Source organism: Streptomyces sp. GS7, from assembly GCF_009834125.1.
Taxonomy (GTDB): Bacteria; Actinomycetota; Actinomycetes; order Streptomycetales; family Streptomycetaceae; genus Streptomyces.
The window spans coordinates 5,354,671-5,379,979 of sequence record NZ_CP047146.1; the positions used below are offsets into that span (position 1 = coordinate 5,354,671).

General features: G+C 70.8%; 15 protein-coding genes and 2 pseudogenes. 5 read left to right on the forward strand and 12 right to left on the reverse strand.

What is annotated here, in order from left to right:
- The first annotated feature begins 330 nt into the window (after positions 1-330).
- Positions 331-3,972: a BTAD domain-containing putative transcriptional regulator gene (locus GR130_RS23255; protein ID WP_159506487.1), complete on the forward strand. Its 3,642-nt coding sequence runs from the start codon at positions 331-333 to the stop codon at positions 3,970-3,972.
- Positions 3,973-4,033: 61 nt separating this feature from the next.
- On the opposite strand, the gene GR130_RS23260 is transcribed toward GR130_RS23255, so the two are convergent.
- The gene (locus GR130_RS23260) at positions 4,034-6,490 is read right to left on the reverse strand and encodes a SpoIIE family protein phosphatase (RefSeq protein ID WP_159506488.1); all 2,457 of its coding nucleotides are present in this window, start codon (positions 6,488-6,490) and stop codon (positions 4,034-4,036) included.
- Between the two features lie 305 nt (positions 6,491-6,795).
- Positions 6,796-7,023, reverse strand: coding sequence for a hypothetical protein (locus GR130_RS23265; RefSeq protein ID WP_159506489.1), 228 nt, complete (start codon positions 7,021-7,023; stop codon positions 6,796-6,798).
- 460 nt (positions 7,024-7,483) lie between these two features.
- Between GR130_RS23265 and GR130_RS23270 the strand changes: the two are divergent.
- Positions 7,484-7,858 (forward strand): annotated as a pseudogene (locus GR130_RS23270) (IS5/IS1182 family transposase); the annotation flags it as partial.
- A gap of 50 nt (positions 7,859-7,908) precedes the next feature.
- Here GR130_RS23270 and GR130_RS23275 read toward each other — a convergent pair.
- The 3 genes from GR130_RS23275 to GR130_RS23285 all read right to left on the reverse strand — a co-directional run bounded on the left by GR130_RS23275 (position 7,909) and on the right by GR130_RS23285 (position 11,022).
- Entirely contained in the window at positions 7,909-8,343 is a 435-nt protein-coding gene (locus GR130_RS23275; RefSeq protein WP_159506490.1) for a VOC family protein, read from the reverse strand.
- A 443-nt stretch (positions 8,344-8,786) separates the two neighbouring features.
- Positions 8,787-9,551: an SDR family NAD(P)-dependent oxidoreductase gene (locus tag GR130_RS23280; RefSeq protein ID WP_159506491.1), complete on the reverse strand. Its 765-nt coding sequence runs from the start codon at positions 9,549-9,551 to the stop codon at positions 8,787-8,789.
- Between the two features lie 328 nt (positions 9,552-9,879).
- On the reverse strand, positions 9,880-11,022 hold the full coding sequence (locus GR130_RS23285; protein ID WP_159506492.1) for a serine hydrolase domain-containing protein: 1,143 nt from the start codon (positions 11,020-11,022) through the stop codon (positions 9,880-9,882).
- A gap of 561 nt (positions 11,023-11,583) precedes the next feature.
- On the opposite strand from GR130_RS23285, the gene GR130_RS23290 reads away from it, so the two are divergent.
- Positions 11,584-12,681 carry a sensor histidine kinase gene (locus GR130_RS23290; RefSeq protein WP_236573406.1) on the forward strand — a complete coding sequence of 366 codons (1,098 nt, stop codon included), beginning with the start codon at positions 11,584-11,586 and terminating at the stop codon, positions 12,679-12,681.
- A complete protein-coding gene (locus tag GR130_RS23295) occupies positions 12,678-13,334 on the forward strand; it encodes a response regulator transcription factor (protein ID WP_159506494.1) in 657 nt (218 codons plus the stop codon). The genes GR130_RS23290 and GR130_RS23295 overlap by 4 nt, the downstream gene beginning before the upstream one ends.
- A 49-nt stretch (positions 13,335-13,383) precedes the next feature.
- Here the strand turns inward: GR130_RS23295 and GR130_RS23300 are convergent, their stop codons facing one another.
- From GR130_RS23300 to GR130_RS23310, 3 genes are all read right to left on the reverse strand, one after another.
- On the reverse strand, positions 13,384-14,196 hold the full coding sequence (locus tag GR130_RS23300; RefSeq protein ID WP_159506495.1) for an ABC transporter permease: 813 nt from the start codon (positions 14,194-14,196) through the stop codon (positions 13,384-13,386).
- 47 nt (positions 14,197-14,243) lie between these two features.
- Entirely contained in the window at positions 14,244-15,161 is a 918-nt protein-coding gene (locus GR130_RS23305; RefSeq protein ID WP_159510161.1) for an ABC transporter ATP-binding protein, read from the reverse strand.
- A 390-nt stretch (positions 15,162-15,551) separates the two neighbouring features.
- On the reverse strand, positions 15,552-16,817 hold the full coding sequence (locus GR130_RS23310; RefSeq protein ID WP_201304974.1) for an MFS transporter: 1,266 nt from the start codon (positions 16,815-16,817) through the stop codon (positions 15,552-15,554).
- 97 nt (positions 16,818-16,914) lie between these two features.
- Here GR130_RS23310 and GR130_RS23315 point away from each other — a divergent pair, with 97 nt between their 5' ends.
- Positions 16,915-17,367: a winged helix-turn-helix transcriptional regulator gene (locus tag GR130_RS23315; RefSeq protein WP_159506497.1), complete on the forward strand. Its 453-nt coding sequence runs from the start codon at positions 16,915-16,917 to the stop codon at positions 17,365-17,367.
- A gap of 791 nt (positions 17,368-18,158) precedes the next feature.
- Here GR130_RS23315 and GR130_RS23325 read toward each other — a convergent pair.
- The 4 genes and pseudogenes from GR130_RS23325 to GR130_RS23345 all read right to left on the reverse strand — a co-directional run bounded on the left by GR130_RS23325 (position 18,159) and on the right by GR130_RS23345 (position 25,037).
- Entirely contained in the window at positions 18,159-18,914 is a 756-nt protein-coding gene (locus tag GR130_RS23325) for a type 1 glutamine amidotransferase domain-containing protein (RefSeq protein WP_159506499.1), read from the reverse strand.
- A 284-nt stretch (positions 18,915-19,198) separates the two neighbouring features.
- Positions 19,199-21,826 (reverse strand): rifamycin-inactivating phosphotransferase, encoded by a 2,628-nt coding sequence (rph, locus tag GR130_RS23330; RefSeq protein ID WP_159506500.1) that lies wholly within the window; start codon positions 21,824-21,826, stop codon positions 19,199-19,201.
- 665 nt (positions 21,827-22,491) lie between these two features.
- Positions 22,492-22,803 (reverse strand): annotated as a pseudogene (locus tag GR130_RS40890) (NlpC/P60 family protein); the annotation flags it as partial.
- 644 nt (positions 22,804-23,447) lie between these two features.
- On the reverse strand, positions 23,448-25,037 hold the full coding sequence (locus tag GR130_RS23345) for a glycoside hydrolase family 5 protein (RefSeq protein WP_159506501.1): 1,590 nt from the start codon (positions 25,035-25,037) through the stop codon (positions 23,448-23,450).
- Positions 25,038-25,309 lie beyond the last annotated feature (272 nt).

A 25,309-nucleotide genomic window follows, 5' to 3' on the forward strand; every position in this document is an offset into this window, starting at 1 on the left:
CAGCGGAGGGTTCCCGGGTGATGGCAGGGCAGTTGTCCAGCGGGTTCATGGCCTCCCCGATCAGCGGTGGTGTCCGATGACGGGGATCCTGCGACACGCCCCTTGCGGCAGCCTTGCCGGGAAGCTGGCCAATTCCTGCCGTCCGCTGCGATGGTTTTCCGCCATCCTTGCCAACCCCCCTACGGATACCTTGCCGTTCACTTGCCGACGGCCGACTTGATCTTGGAATGCCCCGATCTGTATGCCAAGCTCCGGATGGGAAGGGCACCTGACGCACGGCGTCACCCGCCCGCCAGCACCACCGCGCGTGCGAGAACGATTGGGACCGCTATGCCTTCATCCCCCACGCCCAACCCGGCCCCGACCACCCCGACGCCCGCCACCGGGCCGGACGACACCCCCTTCGTACTGAGTGTCATGGGCCCCATGTCGGCGCGCCACGGCGGCCGCGATCTCGCACTCGGCCCACCGCGCCGCAGAGCCCTGCTCGCCCTGCTCCTGATACGCCTGGGGCGGGTGGTGCCCACGGAACTGCTCATCGAGGAGCTGTGGGGCGAGGAGCCCCCGCGTCAGGCCGTCGCCACGCTCCAGAGCCACGTGTCCCACCTGCGCCGCGCACTGCAGCCGGCGTCCGGGCCCGACCGCCCCACCGTGCTGCGCCATCGCGCGCCCGGCTACGTCCTGGAACTCACCCCCGAGCAGATCGACGTCTGCCGCTTCGAGCACCTGGTCGCCGAAGGGCGGCGGCTGCTGGAAGGGCGCGACCCGCTCGCCGCGCGGGACCGGCTCGCCGCGGCCCTGTCGCTGTGGCGGGGCTCGCCCTACGCGGAGTTCGACGGCCATCCCCCGCTCAGCGACGAGAGTTCACGCCTCGAACACGTCCGGCTCACCGCCGTGGAGACCTGCGCGGAGGCCCGACTCGCTCTCGGGGCGGCCCAGGAGGTCGCCGCGGGCCTCGACCGCGAGGCACGGCTCCACCCGGCGCGCGAACGCCTCGTCGGCCACCTGATGACGGCCCTGTCCCGGCTCGGGCGGCAGGCCGAGGCGCTCGAAGTGTACGAACGGACCCGCGTCCACCTGGACGAGGAGTTCGGCGTGGGCACGGCCGCCGAACTCCGCCGGGTCAGGACCGCGATCCTGCGCCAGGAACCGGGGGCCTGCGGACCCACCGCCGAACCCCGCCCCGGCAGCCGCGAACCCGCCGGGCCCGCGCTGGGCGCTCCGGTGATCGGGGCCGCGAACGCGGTCGTCGGTGAGCGGGGGCGAAAAGCCGAGGCACACCCGGCCGTCCGCGCGGCGCAGGAAGCCGGCCGACCCGCGGCGGCCGAGACGTCCGGTGGGATCGGCAGGGCAGCAGCGACTCCGCGCGGCCCGGCGGCGGCCGGCTGCAACGACGGTCCCCAGGACGGCGTCACGCCCGAGCAACGGCAGGAGGCACACCGCCCCGCCGCAGGCTACGCGGCAGCGCCGCACCTCGCCTCCGGGCCGGGACACACCTGCAGGTCGGCGACGACCATCGCGGACTCGCGGTCGACCACCGTGGATTCACCTGACAGTGCGCCACCCGCGCCGGACGCGAACGCGCCGAAGGACGAGAGGGGCCGCGCGGCCTTACGGCCGGTGCCCGGCGGGCCGGGAGCCCAGTCACCGTTCACCGGCCGCAGCGAGGAACTGCAGCGCCTGACGGCCGCGGCGGCGAGCACGCTGGCCGGTCACGGGCACGTGGCCGGCGTCCTCGGCCCCGCCGGCGTCGGCAAGACCCGGCTGCTCTTCGAACTCGTCCCGCGGCTGGAAGCCGCCTGCGCCGGCCAGGAGTGTCGGGGCCTGGAGGTGATCTGGAGCCACTGCTTCCTGGGCGAGGGCGTACCGCCCTACTGGCTGTGGACCCAGATCCTCAGACGGCTGTCCACGACCCGCCCGGACGCCTTCCGCGAAGCGGCGAAACCGTTCGGCGCCCTGCTCGCCCCGCTGATGCCCGAGCGGGCGGCCGGACCCGGCGGACCGGCTGCCGAGTCCGACTGGGGCCAGGCCCGGTTCCTCACCCACGACGCGGTCTGCGAAGTCCTGCTCGCCCTGGCCGTCCAACGCCCGCTCGTCCTGCTCATGGAGGACCTGCACTGGGCCGACACCGCCTCCCTGGACCTTCTCAGACTGCTGAGCACCCGCAGCCAGGGCCACCCGCTCGGCATAGTCCTGACCGCCCGCGAGTACGAGGTCGAGTCCGACGCGACGCTGCGCCGCATGCTCTCCGAGGTCCTGCGCGGCCCCAGGACCGAGACCCTGCGGCTCGGCGGCCTGTCCCGGCACGACGTCGCCGCGCTCGTCGTCGCCCAGGCCGGCCCCGGCGTCGACGCGGAGGTCGTCGAGGTGCTGCACCGGCGCAGCGAGGGCAACCCGTACTTCGTCATGCAGCTCGTCTCCCTCTTGGGTGACGCGCGTAGCCTGCGCCGGCCCGAGGCGATGGACGTGCTCCTGACGCGGATTCCGACGGGCGTCCGCGAGGCGCTGCACCAGCGGTTCGCCGCACTGCCCGAGGCGGTGCTGCGCGTGCTGCGGCTGTGCGCCGTCATCGGCACCGAGGTCGACACGGATCTGCTGAGCCGCACCGCCGGCGAGGACGAACCGGTCGCCGCGGCACTGGAGTCGGCGATCCGGGCCGGGCTGCTCGGCGAGGACCCGCGCCACCCCGAACGGCTCCACTTCAGCCATGCCCTGGTCCAGGAGACGCTCATCGACGAACTCACCCGTGAGGACCGGCAGCGGCTGCACGCGAGGGTCGCCGAGGGGTTGTCCGCGCGCCGGCTCGGGCAGGTGGAGGACGCGGAGATCGAGCGGGTCGCCCACCACGCCTGGCACGCCAAGAGCGCCCTGCCGGCCGCCGAGACCCTTCCCCTCCTGCTGCGCGCCGCCGAGCAGGCCGAGCAGCAACTCGCCTATGAACAGGTCGAGACCTGGCTGCGCCGCGCGGTGCACCTGGTCGGCCTGCTGCCGCCCGGCGACCCCTCTGCCGCGTCCCTGGACCAGCGGCTGCACGTCCAACTCGGCCAGGTGCTGGCCACCACCCGGGGCTACGGCCACGCCGAGGCCGAGACGGCACTCGCCCGCGGACGGGCCCTCAGCGAGGCCGCCCACTCCCCCCAGGACCCGTCGGTGCTGTGGGCCCTGTGCGCGTCGTACCTCGTCACCGGCCGCTACGACGACTCACGCCGGTTCTCCGGTCTGCTCCGGGATCTGGCCGAACGGACCGGCCAGCCCGTGGCGGTGCTCGGCGCGGCGTACGGCGAAGGCATCGTCCTGCACATCCGCGGCCAGTTGCGGCAGGCTCTCGCCGAGTTGGAGCACGGCGTCGCCATGGCGGACGGCTACGCCCGCGAGGGCCACTCGCTGGCCCGTACCTTTCAGCACGACCCGCGCGTCTCCTGCCGCTCCTACGACACCTTCACGCACTGGCTCCTGGGCGACCGGGAGACCGCCACGGCACGCCGCCACGAACTGCTGCGCCTCACCGAGTACGACAGCAGGCCCTCCGACCGCGCCTTCGCGCTCTACGTGAACGCGGTGGTGGCCGCCTGGGAAGGCGACGTCCACACCGCCCGCGCCTCCGGCGCCGAGGGAGTCCGCATGGCCGACGAACACGGTTTGCGCTACTGGAAGGCCATGCTCGGCATGCTGGAAGGCTGGGGCCTCACCCACTCCGGACAGGAGGACGACGGACTCAACCTGATGCACTCCTCCCTCGCCGAACTCCGCAACTCCCGAAGCCACCTGCGCCGCCCCCTCCATCTGGGCCTCCTCGGCCAGGCACAGCACCGTGCCGGACGAACGGAAGACGCGAAGACCACCTTCCACGCCTTCCTCTCGGCCGTCGGCCAGCGCGGCGAACACGTCTACCTTCACCACGAACTCCCCGCCACCCGCCTCCTCCACGACCTTCTGGGCCGGGGGGCGGCGGAGGCGGTGGCGGCCGGGTGAGCGGCGGCGAGCACTCCGCCGCGCGTGGCTCGGCAGCGGGGCGCCGCCGCCCGCCCCGGCGTCACGCGCCGGAGGAGTGCGGACTCACTCCCCCGCGCAGCGGCGGCAACGGCTGCTCGGCCCAGATGGTTTTGCCGTTGCGGACGTAGCGGGTGCCCCAGCGTTCGGTGAGTTGGGCGATCAGGAAGAGGCCCCGGCCGCCTTCGTCGGTGGTGGCGGCGTGGCGAAGGTGGGGGGACGTGCTGCTGGTGTCCGAGACCTCGCAGATGAGGTGGCGGTCCCGGATGAGCCGGAGGGTGACCGGGCCGCTGCTGTAGCGGTAGGCGTTGGTGATCAGTTCGCTGACGATCAGCTCGGTGGTGAACGCCATGTCCGCCAGCCCCCAGTCGTCGAGCTGGGCCACCGCGAGCGTCCGGCCCTCGGCCGCCGCGGTCGGCTCCGCCGGCAGGTCCCAGGTGGCCACCTTGTCCTCGGCCAGGCAGCGGGTGCGGGCGGTGAGCAGTGCGATGTCGTCGCTGGGACGGTCGGGCAGCAGCGCGTCCTCCACCGCCTTGCAGGTGTCCTTGAGCGAGCGGGCGGGTTGGCTCAGCGCCTGGCGCAGCTGCGCCAGGCCCTCGTCGAGGTCTCGGCGGTGTACCGCCAGAAGCCCGTCGGTGTAGAGGGCGAGCAGGGTGCCTTCGGGCAGTTCCAGCTCGGCGGCCTCGAACGGCAGCCCGCCCAGGCCGAGCGGCGGGCCGGCCGGGAGTTCGGGGAAGTCCACCCGTCCGTCCGGTGTCACCACCGCAGGCGGCGGATGGCCGGCGCGGGCGAGGGCACAGCGCCGGGAGACCGGGTCGTAGACCGCGTACAGGCAGGTCGCGCCGACGACCTGCGGTGCGTGTTCGCCGGTCGCCTCCTGCTCGGCCGCCAGCCGGTCCACGAGGTCGTCCAGGTGGGAGAGGACCTCGTCCGGGGGCAGGTCGAGGTTGGCGAGGGTGTGGACGGCGGTACGCAGCCGGCCCATGGTGGCCGCCGCGTGGATGCCGTGGCCGACCACGTCGCCGACGACGAGGGCGACCCGCAGCCCGGAGAGCGGGATGACGTCGAACCAGTCGCCGCCGACGCCGGCGGTGGCGTCGGCCGGCAGGTACCGGTGGTCGATCTCGACCGCGGGGTGCTCCGGCACCGCGCTCGGCAGCAGGCTGCGCTGGAGTGCGAGCGCGGCCTGGTGCTGCTGGGTGTAGCGGCGGGCGTTGTCGATGCAGACGGCGGCCCGGGCGGCGAACTCCTCGGCCAGCGTGAGGTCGTCCTCCTCGAACGGCTCGGGCCGCTGCCACCGCCACAGGCTGACCACGCCAAGTACGAGGCCGCGCGCGACCAGCGGCACGACGATGAGCGAGTGGACACCGAGTTCGAGGACCCGCTCGGCCTTGGCCGGGTCGAGGGAGTACCAGCCGGGAGAGAGTTCCAGGACCGGTTCGAGGACAGGGCGACGCTCGGCCAGGCATCTGCCCTGCGGGGCCTCGGGCGGGAACTGCGTCGTGTGCCCCACCGGATACATCACCGAGGGAGGCTCCGAGATGCTCCGGACCGCCGCCCTGACCACGGTGGCCGGCGTCTCCCGGCCCGGTTCCTGACCGCGGGTGACGGGTTCGAGCAGGTCGACGGAGACGCAGTCGGCGAGTTCGGTGACCGCCACGTCGGCCAGTTCGCGTGCCGTGCGCTCCACGTCGAGGGTGGTGCCGATACGGGCACCGGCCTCGTTGAGGAGCGCCAGTCTCCGGCGAGCCCGGTAGCGGTCGGTGACGTCCTCGACCATCTGCGTGACGCCGAGGGTGCGGCCCGAGGAGTCCTGCATCCGGAAGGCCGACACGGAGACGACCAGCTCCCGGTCGGGGTCGTGCCGCAGATGGCAGGGCTGCTCGGTGAAGATCAGCGGCTCGCCCGTTTCGAGCACCCGCCGCAGCCGTGCCTCCACCAGTTCCGCGTCCCGCCTGACGACGAAGTCGCCGGTGCGCAGCCCGCGGTAGTACTCGGCCGGGATGCCACCGAACCGTGCGACCGCCCGGTTCACCCGCAGCAGGCTCAGATCGGGGGCGTGCACCGCCAGGCCGATCGGAGACCGGCGGAACATCCCGTCCAGGACCGACCGGTCCGTCTCCCACTGGATCACCTGCTCCGCGGGCGCGCCGACGACAAGCCACTCGATCCCGCCGTCCGCCCGCGCCACCGCCCGGACCCGGCAGCCCACCTCCACCCGCTTGCCACCGCAGGCCCGTACGGGCAGGACCCCGAACCAGCACCCGGTACCCACACAGGCCGCCACCGCTGCCATGACGACGTCCGCGTCACGCGGGTCGAGCAGGACGTCGCGCGCGCTGCGGCCCAGCACTTGCTCGGCCGAGTAGCCGAGCAGCGCCTCGGCAGGCTCACTCCAGCCGACGACGCGTCCTGTGCCGTCCAGTACCGCCGAGGCCGAGCGACGCAGGGCGAACGGGTCGTCCGGGCCCTCGCTCAGCGTCGTCACCGGTGTGTCCATGACCCACTACCCTCGTACCGACCCAACGGGACCGCGCGTCGGCGCCCCAGGCGCCGACCGTTCCGCCCCGATCCGTCGTCCGGCGCGGCTGGATCCCAGTATCGGCCTGTAAATGCGCTCCGCGCGCCTCGTACGGCATACGGCGCAGGGGCTCAGGCGCGCCGTCACGGCCAGGCACCTGGCGAGGCGGCGGGGGCGGGCACGGGGACGGAGGGCGGCTGGCCCAGGCACCGGCGGAGGCAGGCACGCCAGTCAACGGCCCGTGGGAACCCTTCGCGAGCCCCGACGGCCCGCGGACGGCGAACTCAGGCACGCTCCTCCGGCTCGTCGAGCTGCCAGCCGCGCTTCTCACACAGCCGCGCGACCCTACCCGCCAGTTCGGCCGGCACGGGTACCCCCATACGGCGAGCGGCCCCGAGGCGATGCCGGACAAGCCCCAGGATCCAGTCAAGCTGCTCATCGTTGCACGCCGCGTATTCCTGGAGCGCCTCCACCATCAGCTGGTGCCGGTCGATATTGACGTTCTCTGTCATGGGGGCTGAACCTACCCGGGGCCCTCCGCCTGGGTACATCCACCGGACGCAAAGGTTATTCGACCGCTACCACCGGCACATCCCCCGTCCACCTGGGCGACCGCACCCCCACGGCAGCTCCCCGGCACGTCCCGGCCGCCGCCGCACCGAAGCCCGGCGGCCGACTGCCACGTGGCCGCCGAAGACCCTCCGTACGGCCGCGGCGGTGCCCGCACTCAGGCCAGGCAGCAGTCCACCGTGGCCAGTCACGCCGTGCTCCGCACCCCTACCACCACTTCACCCACTGACGGAGGACTGCGCGTCCCCCAGGACCGGGTCCCCCGCACCGCGCCTCTGGCCAGGCGCCATGGCGAGGTTCGCCCACGTGTCCGGTGCCTCCGCGGCCACTCTCATCAGAGCCCGTTCCTCGCGTATCGACACACCCCTCCGACGACGCCATCGGAAGCGGCATCAGCTGTGACAACTCGCCCCGCTGTCCGGGGTGTCGAAGTCGGCCGCCGACCGCGTCATCGGCCGCCCCGGGCCGTCGCTCGCGCTCCGGCCCCGCAAGCGGTTCCGCACGGACGCGGTACTGATCGTCGACGGCCCCCTGGTCCCCACGCGGGATCACACGATTGCCGAGCAGTCGAAGAACCACAGGTACTCGACCAGCCACCAGGTCGTCATCGACGCCGACACCCGACGCGTCGCCGCCTTCGGCCGGCCGGTCACCGGCAACCGCAACGACCGCACGTCGCGGGAACCGTCCGGTGCGAAGACCGCCGTCGGCCGGACCACGGTCCCCGCGAACGGCGGCTACCGGGGCACCGGCCTGGCCATCCCGCACCACCTCGAAGAGAGGCCCGAGGGAGACCGCTCCCCCCGTCTCGCCGTCGCGGAGGATGCTCAGTCGAGACAGAACTCGTTGCCCTCGACGTCCTGCATCACGATGCACGACTCGTTGTCGTCATCGGCAAGCAGCGTTCGCAGGTGCACCGCACCGAGCGCGACCAGTCGCACGCATTCGGCCTCCAGTGTGGCGAGGCGCTCTTCACCCACGAGCCCGGTGCCGGCCCGCACGCAGAGATGCACCCGATTCTTGACGACCTTCCCTTCGGGAACGCGCTGGAAGAGCAGGCGCGGGCCCACACCCGAGGGATCACTGCATGCGAAGTAGGTGACCGGATCCTCGGGCGGCAGCGAGCGGTGGTAGTCCTCCCACGTGGCAAACCCCTTCGGGATCGGCGGTACGACGTACCCCAACACCTCGCACCAGAAACCGGCGAGGCGCGCGGGTTCTGCGCAGTCGAAGGTGACTTGAAACTGCTTGATCGATGACATCGGCGCACCATAGCAGGGGGACTCTGTCGCTCAACTCCCCGCGTGGATCCACATGTTGTCGGGAGGACGGCCCCTACTGGCCGCTGCTGTGCCGTGCGGTCGCAGGGAGGATCCGATGTCGATGCCTCCAGGAGGTTGCCCGCCGTTCCGGACCGGACCGCGGCCCTCGCCGCGTATCCCGACGGCAGCCTGCCGCCCCGGGGCCGCACCTGCTGCGCCCACCGGACCCGCACGCCCCCGTCCTGGCCTGGGTGCTGAGTGAACGCCGGTACGGGCGAACGCAGGAGCCCTGCCCGGGGACGGGTGGGGCCGACCGATCCAGGGTTCTGCGGGGTGTTGATCTTCAAGCTTGCCGTTTGTGGTCCGTGGTCGAAGGGCCCATCGCACGTGACCAGTCATGCGGGTGTTCCCCGGACCCAGGTGCGGCCTTCGCGTTGAGGTTGCTACAGGTTGACGCCGCCGGTGACGTCCATCTTGGCGCCGGTGATCCAGCGAGCATCGTCGGAGGCCAGGAAGGCCACCGCGTCGGCGATGTCCGGGACCTGGCCGATCCGTCCGAGGGCGGTCAGGCTGATGTTGCGCTCCAGGTTCGCCGGGTCGGCCAGCACTCCGGCGGTCATGTCGGTGCGGGTGAATCCGACGACGACGGAATTCACGGTGATGCCGCGGGGGCCGAGGTGCTTGGCCAGGCTGTGGCCGAACACTTCGAGTGCACCCTTGGTGAGCGGATAACCGATGCCGTGGGCGGAGGCGATACGGGTGGAGACGGATGAGATGTTGATGATCCGGCCACCGTCGCGCAGTCGTGGCAGCAGCCGCTGGGTGAGGAAGAGCGGCGCCTTGATGTTGACCGCGACCATCTCGTCGAACTCCTCAGGGGTGAGAACCTCGATCGGTCGCCCCATCAGGTGGAGCCCCGCGTTGTGAACCAGGATGTCGATCGCCGATTCCCCGTGTGCGCGCAGTCCGGCCTCCAGTCCCGCCACGAGCGTGTCCACGTCGCCTGGAACGCCCAGTTCGGCGCCCACGACGACCGCCCGGCCACCGGCCTCGGTGATGGTCGCGGCGACCCCCTCGGCCGCCGCCTCGTTGCTGCCGTAGTGCACAACCACCAGAGCGCCGTCCCGGGCCAGGCGTTCGGCGATGCCTCGCCCGATGCCCCGGCTGCTGCCGGTGACCAGTGCGACCTTTCCGCTGAGGTTTCCCATGTTCACTCCTTGATCGTGTTCCGTCGAGCCCTCCCGATCCAATTAAGTAAGGTTAGCCTCGCCTAATCTAGCGATACATTCAGTTGCCGCGGTCTGGTGCCCTTTTGGCCACGGACGCGCACACCTCCGAGCAGGGTCGGGGACTGGCGCGGCGGCCGATGCTCCGCTTCCGGTCCCCGCCGCGTGCACGCCAGTGGGTCAGGTACGTGCGTGCACCGTTCCCTGAGGAACAGAAGTACAAGGACCCGGAGTGCAGGTGGTCTTGAGCCTGCCGTCCTGTCCGGTCCGTCGCGGTTCGGTGCCGGTCTGGCGGTGGGTCGGGAGCGGCTCAGCCGCAGAGCGCGTCGTTGAGAACCTTGTCGATGGGCTCGCCGACGGCTTCGTTGGCCGGCCAGTCGGCGAGGTTCGCGGAGAGCACCACGCGTTGTTTGCCGTCCCTCGTGGTGAACGCGAGCGTCGCATAGCCGGGGATGCCGCCGGTGTGGCCGATCGCCGTACGCCCGCAGTTCAACTCACGTACCTTGAGCCCGAGTCCGTACCCCGCTCCCGGCTCCTTGGTGGCCACGGTGTGGTTCATTTCTTTCCACTGCGCGGGCCGCAGCAGCTTGCCCGACGTGAGTGCCACCAGCAGCTTGTCCATGTCGCCAGGCGTGGAGATGATCTCCCCAGCCGGCCCCGCAAGGGACGGGTTCAGCGCGCTGATGTCGGTCTGTCCCATATAGCCGTGCGCATGCGGCCCGGGTATGACGGAGCTGTCAACGGGCACGACCGTGTGGCGCATCCCCAGCGGTGCGATGACCCGGTTCCGCACCTCGGTGGCGTAGGAGTGCCCCGTCACTCGCTCGATGATCAGCCCGGCAACAAGGTAGTTGGTGTTGGAGTAGCCGTAGTAGGCGCCCGGCGGGAAGTCGGCGGGCTTGGCGGCTGCCCGCCGTACCTGGTCGGCCATGTCGTAGTGACGGAAGCGATGATGGATGAACTCCTCGCCCTGCGGCAGGTCCCGCGCCACGTCATGCAGCCCACTGGTGTGCTGCAGCGCCATTCGGACGGTGATCTTGTCGCCCTGGGGAACCAGCCCCGACGGCAGATAACGCGAGACGGGTGCGTCCAGCAACACCCGCCCCTCACCGACGAGTTGGAGCAGCACCACCGACGTGAACATCTTGGTGGCACTGCCGACACGGAACTGCCCCTCAGGCGGCACCGGGGTTCCCGTCTTCTGCGCACCGCCCGACCTGGCCAGCCAGGCCCGGCCACTCTCGGTCACCTCAACCTGCGCGCCGACCGCGCCACTGCGGGTGAGCAGGTCCAGATCGCGCCGGACCTTGCGGGCCGTACCGGAGTCCGGCTCGCTGTGCGAGCCGCGCAGGTCTTGCGGGCGGTCAGCCGCCGTAGCGGTGGTGGGAACGGCGAGCGTGCCCATCGCCGTGGTGGCGAGCAGGCCGTTGAGCAGGGTACGGGAGACGCGCATGGTGCCCCTTGGTGTCGGGTGTCGGGTGTCGGGCGATGTTCGCTCGCCCAGTCTCCGCGCCGCGCTTGCCCAAGTCACGGGTGCCAACACCCGAAGTGGGGGGGCGGATTTCCCAACCCCGGGACACGGCGGTCCGGATCGTGACCGCGCTGGCGAGAGCCTCCCCGCAGGAGCAGTGGGTGGGCATGCAGCAGCAGGCCGGCGAGGTGCGTGGGCAGGTCACCGCCTGCGCGAAGGTGAGGGTGCTGCTGGAGAGCGGGCCTTCTGGGGCACGGGCGCGCAGAGGGATACCCGTTAAGCTGGGCGGCACCGAGGAGGCAGGCCAGGCGGTGTGGATGGGAGTCCTCGTCGTCCAGATCAGGCCCGTTCTCGCCGCTGGAGGATCCACTCACCATGCGTCCGGACCATCACCGCGCCTCGCCGACGGATTCGAGCCCGTCAAGCCCGTCAAACTCGTCACCAGCCACGCCGCGGCCGTCGGTGCGTCTTCCAGGGCGCCGGTTCTGGTGGGAGAGCCGTCGGAGCATGCTCTTCGACGTCCTGGTGGCACTCGGCTGCGCGATGGCGTTCGCCGTGCTGGCCGAGTTTCCGGGAGGTTATCCGTTCGGGCTGCCCGCACCGGTTTTCTTCGGGCTGGCGGTCGCGGCGGGCTTGGCTCTGATCTGGCGCCGCCGCTGGCCGACGGTGGTATGCCTGGGGATCATCGCGGTCACGCCTTTCCAGGTCACGCTCTTCGCGCTGCCCGTCAGCCTGTACTCGCAGGCCAGGTATGGCCGTGGCGGTCGCATTCTGATCGTCCTGTCCCTGGGCGCGGGGCTTGCCGCCGCCATGGCGCTGTTGGAGACCGGCCTGGCCAGTCTGCTGAACCGTCTGCCGTTCATGGTCCTGCTGGTGACGGGGCCGGTGCTGTTGGGCCTGTACGCGGGGGCACGGCGGATGGTGGTGGACGGCTTGCGCGAGAAGGCCGAACGGCTGGAGCGCGAGCAGCGCCTCCTTGCGCGGCAGGCTCGGATCGAGGAGCGGACCAGGATCGCCAGGGAGATGCACGACGTGGTCGCGCATCGGGTCAGCCTGATGGTCATCCACTCCGGCACCCTGGAGGTTGATCCGGAGAACAGCGAGAAGACCGTCCGGACCGCGGAGTTGGTCGGCGGGATCGGCCGGCAGGCTCTGGAGGAGCTGCGCCAGGTGCTCGGGGTGCTGCGAACGGACGACGAGAGCGACGAGTCCGCCCCACGCACACCGCAGCCCACCTTGGCCGACGTATCCGTGCTGGTCGAGCAGTCGCGCGCCACCGGTATGCGGATCGAGCTGACGCGGTCAGGGGTTGTCCGGCCGCTGGACGCGTCGTGCGAACGCACCGCGTACCGGCTGGTCCAGGAGGCGCTGACGAACGTGCACAAGCATGCGCCGGGTGCCGCCACGCGCGTCGAACTGCGCCACACGCCCGACACATTGCAGGTCACGGTGGACAATGAGGCCGGCCCGGACACTCCGTCTGCCGGTCTGCCCAGTGGCGGCCATGGTCTGATCGGGCTCGGCGAACGCGTCACCGTCCTGGGAGGCACCTTCGAGGCCGGCGCACGGCCGGACGGCGGATTCAGGGTCGCTGCCGTTCTCCCCACGACACCCGCCACCACCAGAAAGGCCGCTCCATGAGCGTTCGCGTCCTGCTCGCCGACGACGAGGATCTCGTCCGCTCCGGGCTGATCCTGATCCTGCAGGCCGATCCCGGTATTTCGGTGGTCGCCGAGGCGAGCGACGGCGCGCAAGCCGTACACCTGGCTCGCACGCACCGGCCGGATGTGGTGCTCATGGACATCCGGATGCCGGTCATGGACGGCCTGGCCGCGACCAAGGAGATCACCAGCCTTCCCCACGCCCCGAAGGTGGTCGTGCTCACCACCTTCGACCTGGACGAGTACGTGCACGCGACGTTGCGGGCCGGCGCGATGGGTTTCCTGCTGAAGAACACCCCGCCCCGCGAACTGATTCGCGCGGTCAAGACCGTCAACAGCGGCGACGCCATGCTCGCCCCGTCGGTGACCCGTCGCCTGCTCTCCGCCTTCGCCACCCGCGACACCGACCGGACGGCGAAGGCCCGCAACCGTCTCGGTGACCTCACCGCACGCGAACGCGAAGTGCTGAAGCTCGTGGGCGAGGGCAAGCCGAACGCCGAGATCGGCACCTGCCTGCACATGAGCGAAGCCACGGTGAAGACCCACGTCAGCCGGGTCCTTGCCAAGCTGCAGTGCGCCAACCGTGTTCAGGCCGCGATCATCGCCCACGACGCCGGCCTCCTCGACACGTAACCCGTCCGCAGCTCCCGGCGTGTCCCCCGTGTGCCCGCACAGGGCCGACTCAGGCGTCGCGTCGACCCAGCAACCACAGCGCCGCGCCCATGGCCGCCGCCGTCCATGCGCACAGCACCGCGAATCCGCCCCATGGCGGAAGCCCACCGAGCATCGGGGCGACCTGCGTGACGGCGAGCCCGGCGTTGGGGGGCGTCATGCCGACGGGCAGGAATCGCTCCATGCGGCTGACGGGCGAGCCGGACACGAGAAGCGGGACGACGAGGATCAGCACGAACATCACGATGATGCCGCCGGCCGTGCCACGCACGATCGTGGTCACCGCGAGCGAGAGCACGGCCAACATGCCCAGGTAGAGCCCGAATCCGAGCACCGCCCGGACCACCTGCGGATCCGCGAACGTACCCGAGACAGCCGGTGCGGACGCGTACCCGACGGCGAAGGAGATCAGGCTCAGCAGCGCCCCGGTGACCAGGGCGAGCGCGCCCACGACGAGCGCCTTCGCCACGAGCCACCGCACCCGCCGTGGCACGGCCGTCAGCGACGTACGGATCATCCCGGTGCCGTATTCGGTGCCGATGGACGTGGCGGCGAGGACCACCACCGCCAACTGGCCGACGCTGAGGCCCAGGTGGCTCATGCTCACCAGAACCTCGATGGATTGTCGGCCTGGCGTCTGTTCCTTGAGGGCGACGAGTGCGGCGACGCCGACAGCGAGCGCGGTCAGGGCCAGCAGGCACCACGCGGTGACGCCCACTGTACGGATCTTGACCCATTCCGACCGGATCAGGTTGACGAACAGCGGCTCACCCGGACGGCCACGACGGGTGGCCGCAGGAGCAGTGACGGCGGTGACGGACATGGAAGCACCTGTCTGAGAGAAGTCGTGCCTGTGGTGTGGGCGCGGAATCAGGTCTGGTCGGGCGTACCGGTGCGGTACTCCACGCTCTGCCCGGTCAGCTCCATGAACGCCGTTTCCAACGAGACGCGTTGTTCGGACAGCTCATGCAGCTCGGCACCGCACTCGAACGCCAGCGTGGAGATCAGCGCGGCGTCGAGACCGCTGACAAGGAGGGTGTCCGCACCGTCCACGGTGACCGCGCCACCAACCCGCCGGATCCGTACGCCGAGTTGATCGGCCTGCGGGGTGCGCACCCTGACCACACGGCGCGAACCACTCGCGGTGACCTCCCGCACACTGGCATCGGCGATGAGCCGGCCCCGGCCGATCACCACGAGCCAGTCCGCGGTCGACTCCATCTCGCTCATGAGATGACTGGACACGAACACGGTGCGCCCCTCGGCTGCGAGCCCCTTCATCAGGTCCCGGATCCAACGGACGCCCTCGGGATCGAGACCGTTGACCGGCTCGTCGAACAGCAGGACCTGCGGATCGCCGAGCAGAGCGGCGGCGATGCCCAGCCGCTGGCTCATGCCCAGCGAGAACCCGCCGATCCGCTTCCGAGCCACCGCGCCAAGACCGGTGATCTCCAGCACCTCGCCCACCCGCCGGCGTCCGATCCCGTTGCTGCACGCCAGCCCCAGCAGATGCCCATACGCGCTGCGACCGGGGTGTGCCGCCTTGGCATCGAGCATCGCGCCCACTTCGTGCATCGGATGACGCAGCTGACGGAACGGTCTGCCGTTGACCAGCGCACTGCCCGACTCAGGGTGATCCAGACCGAGGAACATCCGCATCGTCGCGGACTTGCCCGCCCCGTTCGGTCCCAGGAAGCCGGTGACCCGACCGCCACGCACCGTGAACGACAGATCGTCCACCGCCACCGTGCGGCCATACACCTTCCTCAGGCCCTTGGCCTCCAACACCGCGCCGCCCAACACGCACGCTCCCTTCCCTCGGTGCCCAGCGAATTTCCGGCTGCTCAAGCACCGTACGAAGCCGCATTCGCCACCGGGACACCCGAAAGGCGAAAAGGCCCTCCGCTCATCGTCCCGACCTCCCGCCGGCTTCCTCCCACCATCGGCGGATGAGCGGGTACATCCTTCGATCGACCCGGCACAACGGCGGGTCAGGCGCTGCGGGGTGGTGAATGGCAGGACGACGTCCACGCGCACCGTTCATGTGGGTACCTGGTCGGGCCGTCGGTCCCGAGCCTCGGACAGGGTGATCAGTCCGGAATCACCGCCGCGGTCCTCTGCCCTGCGGCGTGCCCGCCCTCAACGTCACGCCCGTCCCTCGGCGTTCGACGAGAACGCTCAGGCTTCGCCGCGAGAGGTCGCCTGGGCGGCGGAGTCCGGGGCGCTGTGTCGAGTGAACTCCCACAGCACGAGCCCGAGGCAGCTGAACGCGGCACCCAGTGCGCATACGGCGCCCCAGCCGGCCACCGTGTAGAGGGAGGTCGCGGCGATGGCGCCGGTGGCGCTGCCGATCGAGTAGAAGACCATGTAACCGCCGATCAGCCGGCTGCCCGCGTCCGGGTGCAGCGCGTAGATCAGGGTCTGGTTGGTGACATGGACCGCCTGCACGGCCAGGTCGAGAAGGATCACCCCGACGACCAGGGCCCAGAGCGAGCTGCGGGCGAAGGACAAGGGCAACCACGAGGCGGCCAGCAGTGCCAGGGCGATGCCGGTGGTCCGCCGGGACAGTCCGCGGTCGTTCAGGCGGCCCGCCATGGTCGCGGCCAGGGCGCCGGCGACACCTATCAGCCCCAGTGCCCCGATCGCGCTCTGGGGCAGGAAGTACGGGGCCTCGCTGAGCGGCAGTGCGACGCTGCTCCACAGGGTGCTGAAGGCAGCGAAGATCAGCAGACCGAACAGGGCCCGGAGCCGCAGCAGTCGTTCCCGTGCGAACAGGGTGATCGTGGAGCGTAGGAGCTGTCCGTAGCGCAGGGTTGTCGGCGGAGTGTCACGGTGGCGCGGCAGCACGCGATGCAGGACCAGGGCGAGCAGAGCGGTGAGCGACGCCGAGGCGAGGTAGACGGAGCGCCAGCCCGCGAGATCGGCTATGAGGCCGGATGCGGTGCGGGCGAGCAGGATTCCGATGACCACGCCGCCGGTGACCAGACCGACGACCCGTCCGCGCCCGGCGGGAGGGGCCAGTGACGCCGCGAAGGCCACCAGCGTCTGTGTGACGACCGCCAGAAGCCCCGTCGCGGCCATCCCTGCGAGCAGGATCGCCGCCGTGTGGGCGGCGGTCACCACGGCCAGCGCCACCACCAGGAGCAGCAACTGGGCCACGATGAGCCGCCTGCGGTCGACCACATCGCCCAGCGGCACGAGGAAGAAGAGTCCCAGCCCGTATCCGACATGCGTGAGGGTGACCACGCTGCCGACAAGTGCCGGGCTCATGGCGATGTCGTGGCCCATGGTCACCAGGAGCGGCTGGGAGAAGTAGACGTTGGCCACCGCTGCCCCGCAGGCGACGGCGAACAGTATGACGACGCCACGGGACAGGACGAACGCGGAACCTTCCCCGCTTCGGGCCTCGGTCCGTCGTGTCACGGCCTCACCGCTGTCAGGCATCGGCACTCCCCCACAGATCTAGTTTCAACTTGCTACCAATGCGTGACGGTAACCTTCCCGGTAGCATGTTGCAACCAGCATGAGAGGGAGGGACGCCATGGTGACCAGGACGCGCTTCGACGACAGTGAATGTCCCGTCGCCCGGTCGGTGGACGCGATCGGCGACTGGTGGTCCCTGCTGATCGTGCGGGACGCCTTCGACGGAAGCCGGCGCTTCGGGGAGTTCCAGCGCAGCCTCGGCGTGGCGAAGAACATCCTCACCGCGCGTCTGCGCACCCTGGTCGCCGGCGGAGTCCTCGAATCCGTCCCCGCCTCGGACGGCAGCGCCTACCGCGAGTACGTACTGACTCCCAAGGGCAAGGCGCTCTTCCCCGTCATCGTGGCGCTGCGACAGTGGGGCGAACAGCACTTCTTCGCCCCCGGCGAACCACACTCGCAGTTGGTCGACCGCCGGCAGGAACATCGCCTCCGCGCACTGGAAGTGCTCTCCGCGGACGGGCGACGGCTGAACCCCGACGACACCACCGTCCACAAGATCTCCACCGGGTGACCTGAGCCGGAGGCCCGGTGCCGACACGCCGCGAGCTCCTCATGGTCAGCGGCCAACCATGCCGAGCCGGAACGGCGTTGGCCGGTGCGCCGGCTGTTGCAGCACATTTGCTCCCCGGCCTTCACCGCGTCGCAGACGGCCCGGCTCAACGGGATTCACCCGGCCGATCTTCTCCGCACCAACGGAGCTGCCGGGCGTGTGGGCATGCGGTGCCCTCCATGCGCATGGGGCAGTGCCGTCAAGGGCAGCTGAAATCTTGTCCGTTACCTCGAAGTCAAGGCGTGCCGGGCGACGGGCGCACGCCGAGCGCCGGCTTCGGCCGGCGGTACTGGTGGGTGGTGGCCGCTGAAGCGGCGTGAATCAGCCTGTGCGTCTCGTGACGGTGCTGGTGCGTGCTCGGGGCCGAACGCCCGTCACATCGAGCTGAGTTCAGCACGGTGTGGTGGCAAAGAGTTCCAGATGCCCGCACTGGAAACAACGGTAGGCGTCAATCTGCCGGCGCATGCGTCCCGCCCTCTTGGCGCCGCCGAACGGGCCACGTTCCAGGACGCCGGCAATCCACCGCGTATATCCGGCAGAGCCTTGGCCCGCATCGTCGACGAAGCCGGGCTCCAGCCCCACGACTCCACACTGGGTGCACCTTATGCCGTTCACGTCGACACCCTAGGACCCGTCCGAGCGGTTATGCGACCGGGGGCGGGACTCCGCCCTCGACGCTGGACAGTTGAGGGCGAAGCACGTCGATTTCGCCGCCCCTGCAGAGCCCTGGAGGGGCGTTCACGGGGGCGTGATCAGGCGCGGGCGGTCTTCTCCACCATGGTGAGGAACCGCCCGGCGAAGAGATAGGCGTCGCCGGGCCAGCGGGCCGAGAGGTAGTTGCCGTCCTCGACGATGAAGGCTGGACGATGGTCAGTGGCCGTGCCTCGCTGCGACAGTGTGCGCGGTCCGCGCTGGAAGTCGGACGCCGAGGCGAGGACGGCCGTGACCTCGTCCTCCACGTAGGCCGGGTAGGTGCGGTAGTAGCGGCCGAGGCGCCAGGCCGTCAGCAGATAGGCAGTTCGCTCCAGGTACTTGGGCAGGCAGGTGGTGCGGCGCCCGTGAAGCACACTGCGGCCGGTAGCCGGGTCCTGCGCGCGGGCGAGCAGCAGCGGCCCATGGCAGATCGCCGCGACCGGCCGTCCCAACCGCCAGAACTCGGCGACCTTCAGCTGCAGCACCGCCGATCCCAGATACTGCCGCATTCCGCGGGCATGCCCGCCGGCCAGCAGCAGGCCGTCGTAGTCAGCGGCCACGAGATCCTGCCAGGCCACAGCACCGCGAAAGCGCGGGTCGGCCACCATCCGGCGGTAGAACTGCTTGGGCTCGGACTCGGCGCCCAGCCTCCCGAAGAGGACCCCGTCCAGCAGCCTCGGGTCGCCGACAGGGGTGACTCCCCCACGCTCTGTCGCGATGACCACCTCATGGCCCGCCTCAGTGAGCATCTGCCACGGAACGGCCACCTCGGTGACGTCGAAGTCCCGGTCGGGCAGGGGCATCAGTATCCGCATGGGGACATCCTGCGCGACCGGGTCCGACCGATCAACCCTGGCCTCGGGCTGTCGGGAACGGCGCTTTCCGGTAGGTGATCGAGAACGTGGAAAGCGCCTCTGAGCTGCAACGACAGGACGTTCTGAGGGTCCTTTACGGGGAAGCGGAGAGGCTCTTCCCAGGTGAAGGACGTTTACGGGTCGTGTCCGCGTGTGCGCGTTGCGGGCGGCGGTCGCGGAGTGGTCGTCAACTGCTCGGCGTTGTCGAGTCGGAAGCTACGGATGGGGCTTCTCGCTGTGGTCGGTCACGGCAGGAACTCGATGTACCCGTCGGTTCCGTGCACGCGGATCCGCTGGCCGTCCCGGATCAGCCGGGTGGCCTGCTCCACGCCCACGACGGCCGGCAAGCCGTACTCCCGGGCGATCACCGCGCCATGGGTCATCAGGCCGCCCACCTCCGTCACCAGGCCCGCGATTCCGACGAACAGCGGCGACCAGCTGGGGTCCGTGAAGGTCGTGACCAGGATGTCGCCCGCTTCGAGATCGGCCTCCGCCAGGTCGAGGATGACGCGGGCCCGTCCTTCGATGGTCCCGGCGGAAACCGGTAGGCCGATCAGGGCGCCGGCCGGCACGTCGTCGCGCCGGTACGCCCCGGTCACGGCCTCGCCATCCGAGGTGAGCACCCGGGGCGGTGTGAGCGCGTGGTACGACCGGAACGCGTCCTTGCGCTGCTGGATGAGCTGGTGATCCAGCCGGTTCGAACGGACCACGTCGTGGAACTCCTGGAACGTGAGGTAGAAGACGTCCTCCTTCTCAGGTAGCACGTTGGCCTGCACGAGGCGCTCGGCCTCCTCCAGCAGGGCCTGCTTGTAGACGAAGTAGCGGCTGACGATGCCGTACTTCGGGTACTCCCGGTACCCGATGAAGGTGCGGACCCGGTCGATCATCCGCTTGGCCTCGCCGGCTTTCCGGTCCCCGTCCGGCAGGGCCCGCAGGCGTGACAACACGTCCTGTTCCTTCTTCTGCGCCTTCTGCCGTCCTTGCTCGAAGCGTCGCTCGGCTGCGCCCGGCTCGAAGTTCCTGACGTTGTCGAGGATCGCGGGAACGAGCGTGCTGGGGCGCTCGCGCCAACGCGGCCTCGTGATGTCGATCTCGCCGACGCAGCGCATGCCGTAACGGTCGAGGTATGCCTCTATGGCGTCGCGCGCTTCGGTCCCGCCCGCGAGCTTCGCCAGCTCGTCCAGGAAGCCCTCGTCCTCGACGCCCTTCAGGAACGCCACCACCTCCGACTGCGGGCGGATCACGTCCGCGACGTCGAGCAGCGCCAGTCCCATCTCCGACGTGACGTTGTCGGGGGCGGACAGCGTGAGCGTGTCAGCCGCGTTCTTCTCGCCCAGCCACTCCTGCAGCTTGTCGTTGAGCCACCACGTGGCCTCCATCCCCGCCATGATCGCCTGAAGGTTCAGCGGATCACCGACGACTCGTTTGTGCTCCTCGAAGGCATCCAGCAGGAAGTCGAACAGCGCCGGTCCCGTCTTCGTCCGGATGTCGCGCTCCAGGGCGGCGATGGACACCTGGCTGCGCTCGATCAGCTCGGTGACGATGGCCGGATCGGTCTCGATCGGGGCGGACGCACCGCTGGCCGGCGGCCCGCCGGACTGCGGCCCGCCGGGAGGGGCGTCCGGGAGCGACGGGACGAAACCGTCGCGGTCGAGGACGGTCTCCAGAGCGTCCCTGATCAGCGGATCGCCTCTCCCGAAGACGTCCAGGAGGCCGGCGCGGCTCGCGGGCGAGGCCAGGCGCCGGGTGACGTCGACGAACAGCCTCCCGCCGGCCTCGTGCATCGGCACCATGGCCGTCAGCTGCCACATGGAGAACCCCAGGGGCTTCATGGGGTCGGTCATCATCTGCCCATGGCCGACGGAGACGTAGACGTGATTCTCCTGGTCGCCGGCCTCAGGGACGGGAAACAGCGTCGTGATCGGCCGGCTCTGAACGATCTGGAAGCCGTCATCGACCAGGCACCATTCGATGTCCTGCGGGCGGCCGAAGTGCGCCTCGATCCGCCGCCCGAGCTGCACGAGCCGCACGACCTGCGCATCCGTCAGCGCCGGCTGCTCCTGCCGCTGCGAGTCGATCGCCACTTCCTGCGTACCGCCGGCCGGCAGGGCGTGAACGGCACGCTGTTTGGCGGCGATCGCCTTGGCGACGACTTCGCCGTGTCGCACCGTGAGGACGTCCGGGTTCACCAGGCCGGAGACCAGGGCCTCGCCGAGGCCGAAGCCGGCGTCCACGGTGGCGACCTTCCGGTTGCCCGTGACGGGGTCGGCCGTGAACAGGATGCCGGCCGCATCCGGGACGACCATCTGCTGCACGACCACGGCCATGTGGACCGTACGGTGGTCGATACCGTTCCGCTGGCGGTAGGTCACGGCCCGCTCGGTGAACAGCGAGGCCCAGCACCGGCTGATGTGCTGGAGGATCGCCGTCGGCCCCACGACGTTCAGGTACGTGTCCTGCTGGCCGGCGAAGGAGGCCGTCGGCAGGTCCTCCGCCGTCGCGCTGGATCGGACGGCGTAGCCTGCTTGCTCGCCGAGCCGGGCGAGCGCGCGGGTGATCGCCTCCGCGAGATCGCCCGGGATGGCGATCCCTTCGATGGTCCGACGAATCTGCGCGCTGAGCGTGCGGATCGCCTCCCGGTCGTCCCCCTCTCCATCAAGGCGAGTCAAGCGCGACAACTGATCGAGCCGATCGTCGATCGACGGCGCTTCCGCCATGATCCGCCGGAAGGCGTCCGTCGTCACGCAAAAGCCACCCGGCACGCGGATGCCCTCGATCCGCGACAGTCCGCCCAGGTGCGCGCCCTTGCCGCCGACGACCGCGACCTGCGTCTCGTCAGCCTCGTGAAGATCCCACACGTACCGCTCGATCATTGCGGTACCGCCGAGGCAACCGTGATCCGCCGCACTGCGGTGGCCGATCGCATCACCGGCGCCACCCACTCTGTCGAAGCTCCTGTCGAGCACGTCCTCATCCCTGGTTGCCTTCCCTCCGGCGAGTCGGCCGGCCGCTCCGCCCGGTCGGGCGGCGCGCACCCCCGCACCGCCGCGCCGAGCACCCGCAACTGCACTGCCGGTCCCACCACCGGTTCGACGTCACCGCGTCCCCCGTAGGTCGACAACAACACACGCACGTCGTGCCCCCTCTTTCCGCAGGTTGTGGCATCGGCCGACGATTCTGCGCCGTGACCCGGGCCTTGCGGCAAGCCCCCCTGCGCGCTATACGTTGAAAGTGGCAAGGAGAGCGCTCTCCTTGCCATTGCCTTTTGCCGTCCAACAGGCCTGACAGCCTTCCCGCGCAGCGGTGGCGCGCCGGGGACGGGTACGCGTCGTCGGCCCAGGCGGAGGTCCTCGCCGAGGCTCGCGCCCGCGCGCAGGGTTTCGTGGGCGGGACGGAGAGGGACAGCGGGCGGGCGGCGGTTCTCCTCGGGCGCCGCCACGGAGCGGCCGCCCCAGCCGACATCCGGCTGACCCACCTGACCGCCGCCTCCGCGGCCTGATCCGATCGATGAGGCGCGGCAAGCCGCCCATCGACGCACGGACACGCCGCCGGTGTCGCCGATGGTCGGGCCGTTGACCTCCTTGCGGCTGGAGATGAAGACCTTGTGGCCCTCGGTGTCGGGGCCCAGGTACAGGCCGACGTGGTCCAGGCGGTCGCCGGTATGGTGGTCCATCTTGAAGAACACCAGATCTCCCGGCTGGAGCAGGTCGATGTTCTGCGGGCGTTCGTACCAGGGGGCGGGGCCGGACAGCGGGATGATGTCGGCGCCCAGGTGGGAGCGGCCCATGCCGTTGGCGGTGCGCGGGAGGCCGTTGCCCTTGCCGTCGCTGGGGGCCAGCGGGTAGCGGGCGGGGCGCACCGCGACGCCGGACGCGACGGCGCGGCGGACGTCGCCCACCGCCGCGACACCGTCTTCGACGCCGTCTGCGACGAACTGGCCGCCCGCGGCCTCCCGGGCGTCCAGGTGCACGGCTTCGCCGACGACTCCGCCCCCGGCTACGACGTCATCGCCTCCCCCGGCGTCGGGAGCGCCGGCCGCGCCGACGGCCGGGGCCTCGCGGACGCCCTGGCCGACCGGGCCTTCCGGGTGTGCCGGGCCTGGGTCCGCTCCTGCCCCTGGACGGGACCGAGAACGTCCAGGGCCGCGCCGCGGCCGACCGCCACATCCCTTTCCTGCACGTCGAGTTCGCCGACTCCGTCCGCACGGACGGTCGGCGGGCGAACCGCGCGGAATCCGCCGTGCGGACCCTCACCCGCGCGTGGGCGCAGCAGGCGCCGAGGCCGGGGCGACGCTGACGACGGGTCGGTCGGTGCGGTCGACGGAGCGCTCATCGTGGCGGAATCCGTCACCGCTCCCTGGCTCCTGAAGCGGAAACCGCGGCCGCTCTCAAGTGACCTGACCGGCCAGGCTACTTCGTGTCGTCCTGAAACGGTCAAGGAAGTCGTTGATGCCCATCGTGGCTCGACTTCCTCCGTCCGAACCGCCGCGTTCCTTCATGGGCAGTCCGTCGCCGCGGGGCGACCCGGTGACGTGTCGAGGCAGGACGGGGCACGCCGACCGGCATGGGGGCGGCGGCCGGTTGCCGTCACCCGCACCATGGCCCCCGGCCTGGCTGCCGGGAGCAGCAGCCCGGCCCGGCCGGGGCCGGCTGCCACCACCACCGCCGGGCCCGCCCCGGTGACGGACACCCGTGCTCCGCGGGGGAAGGCGGTGGCGGGCAGGGAGAGGAACGTCCAGGCATGCCGTGTGGTCGCGTCGGCGGTGAGGGTGAGGGTGTATGTCCCGGTGGGCGGGGTGTAGGCGTCGGTGTCGGGGATGCCCGCCACCACCGGCGCGTACGGGGCGAAGGCCGGCCCCTTGCCGGGGGCGGGGCCGCCGTTGGTGCCGTAGGCGCAGTAGCCGCTGCCGTTGGGGGCGCGGCAGTCGTACCACAGCGCCCAGCCCGAGGCGAAGCGGTCCATGGAGGCGACCTGGCGTCGTATCAGCTCTGCGTTCCCGGGGGTGGTTGCCCGGGGCGGGCCCCACTCTCCGACCAGTACCGGTAGCCGGTGGGCGGCCGGGTAGCCGCCGATGGCGGTTTCGTAGTGTTCGATGAAGCGGTCCGCGGGGTCCCAGTCGGCGCCTGATTCGACGGCGGTGTCGTAGGAGTGCGGAGCGTAGCCCAGGCGGCCGGCGCCGGGCCGCGGGTCGTGGAAGCCGGGCAGGCTGGTGGGAACGCCCTGGCCGACCAGGACCGTGGGTTCGAGGAAGAGCCAGGCGTTGGGGTCGGCGGCGCGGACCGCTCTGATCAGCCGCCGGTACATGGCTGCCAGTCGGCCGCGTTCCAGGGCGGCGGAGGCACGGATCCGGTCTTCGGGGTTGTCCGGGTCGCCGGGAACCGGCCCGAAGGGCTCGTTGAACAGGTCGTAGCCGAGCAGGGACGGGTGTCCGCGCAGAGCGGTGGCGACCCTGGCGTAGACGGCAGCCTGGGCGGCGCGCAGGTCGGGGTCGTCGTAGAGGTGGGTGAAGGCGGCCTGTACGGCGGGCTGGAAGTAGTCCGCGAACCAGTCATCCGGGTTGGGCTCGAAGGGCAGTCCGTCGGTGCGGGTGGCCCAGGCGGGGATGCCGTCGTGTCCGAACGCCGGGCCGAAGACGTCCTGATGCCAGTCGATCAGGACCAGTACCCGGTAGCGGTCGGCCCAGCCCAGGACCCGGTCGAGGTAGCGCAGATAGCGGGTGTCCTGGCGGTGGCGGTGTGGTTCGACCTTCTCCCACTGGATGTTGAGCCGCATCAGGTCGAACCCGTCGCGCGCAAGCCGGGCGATGTGCCGCTCGGTCACCGTGTCGGTCTTGCCCAGGTTGAGCCCGCGCAACCGCAGGACGCGACCGTTCCGGTCGGTGAAGAGCGTACGGCCGTCGGGGGCGGTGACGGTGCCGGTGGGGACGGGCCAGGCACCTGCCGGCCTGCCGCGGGTGCCTGCCGGCTCGGACCGGGCGGCCGTCCGCGCGGATACCGCCGGCGCCGTGGACGGGACGGCTGCGGGGACGGCACACAGCAGGGCCAGGCTGAGGACGAAGGTCGCGACGGAGCGGCGCAGCGGCATAACGGGCTCCCGACAGCGGTGATTTGACGAATCGTCAGTACAGCTCGACTGGTGTCTACCCACAAGGCGTGATCAGCCACCACCGGCGCGCCACGATGCCGGAGTGCCGCGAGAACAAGGGTGGCCGCGAGCACGGACGTGGCCTGTCGCCCCCGTCTCGACACCGCACCGAGCCGTCAGGCGCGCGGAGAACTCGCCGGCGGCGCCTTCGCCGCGGTGCGGCAGCCACCGCTCGTCCCGCCATGCCGTGAAGCCCGGCGTCCGCTCGGCCG

Coding starts and splice junctions, on each gene's coding strand:
- GR130_RS23255 (WP_159506487.1), top strand. CDS start 331: ATGCCTTCATCCCCCACGCCCAACCCGGCCCCGACCACCCCGACGCCC.
- GR130_RS23260 (WP_159506488.1), bottom strand. CDS start 6,490: ATGGACACACCGGTGACGACGCTGAGCGAGGGCCCGGACGACCCGTTC.
- GR130_RS23265 (WP_159506489.1), bottom strand. CDS start 7,023: ATGACAGAGAACGTCAATATCGACCGGCACCAGCTGATGGTGGAGGCG.
- GR130_RS23275 (WP_159506490.1), bottom strand. CDS start 8,343: ATGTCATCGATCAAGCAGTTTCAAGTCACCTTCGACTGCGCAGAACCC.
- GR130_RS23280 (WP_159506491.1), bottom strand. CDS start 9,551: ATGGGAAACCTCAGCGGAAAGGTCGCACTGGTCACCGGCAGCAGCCGG.
- GR130_RS23285 (WP_159506492.1), bottom strand. CDS start 11,022: ATGCGCGTCTCCCGTACCCTGCTCAACGGCCTGCTCGCCACCACGGCG.
- GR130_RS23290 (WP_236573406.1), top strand. CDS start 11,584: ATGGCGTTCGCCGTGCTGGCCGAGTTTCCGGGAGGTTATCCGTTCGGG.
- GR130_RS23295 (WP_159506494.1), top strand. CDS start 12,678: ATGAGCGTTCGCGTCCTGCTCGCCGACGACGAGGATCTCGTCCGCTCC.
- GR130_RS23300 (WP_159506495.1), bottom strand. CDS start 14,196: ATGTCCGTCACCGCCGTCACTGCTCCTGCGGCCACCCGTCGTGGCCGT.
- GR130_RS23310 (WP_201304974.1), bottom strand. CDS start 16,817: ATGCCTGACAGCGGTGAGGCCGTGACACGACGGACCGAGGCCCGAAGC.
- GR130_RS23315 (WP_159506497.1), top strand. CDS start 16,915: ATGGTGACCAGGACGCGCTTCGACGACAGTGAATGTCCCGTCGCCCGG.
- GR130_RS23325 (WP_159506499.1), bottom strand. CDS start 18,914: ATGCGGATACTGATGCCCCTGCCCGACCGGGACTTCGACGTCACCGAG.
- rph (WP_159506500.1), bottom strand. CDS start 21,826: ATGATCGAGCGGTACGTGTGGGATCTTCACGAGGCTGACGAGACGCAG.
- GR130_RS23345 (WP_159506501.1), bottom strand. CDS start 25,037: ATGCCGCTGCGCCGCTCCGTCGCGACCTTCGTCCTCAGCCTGGCCCTG.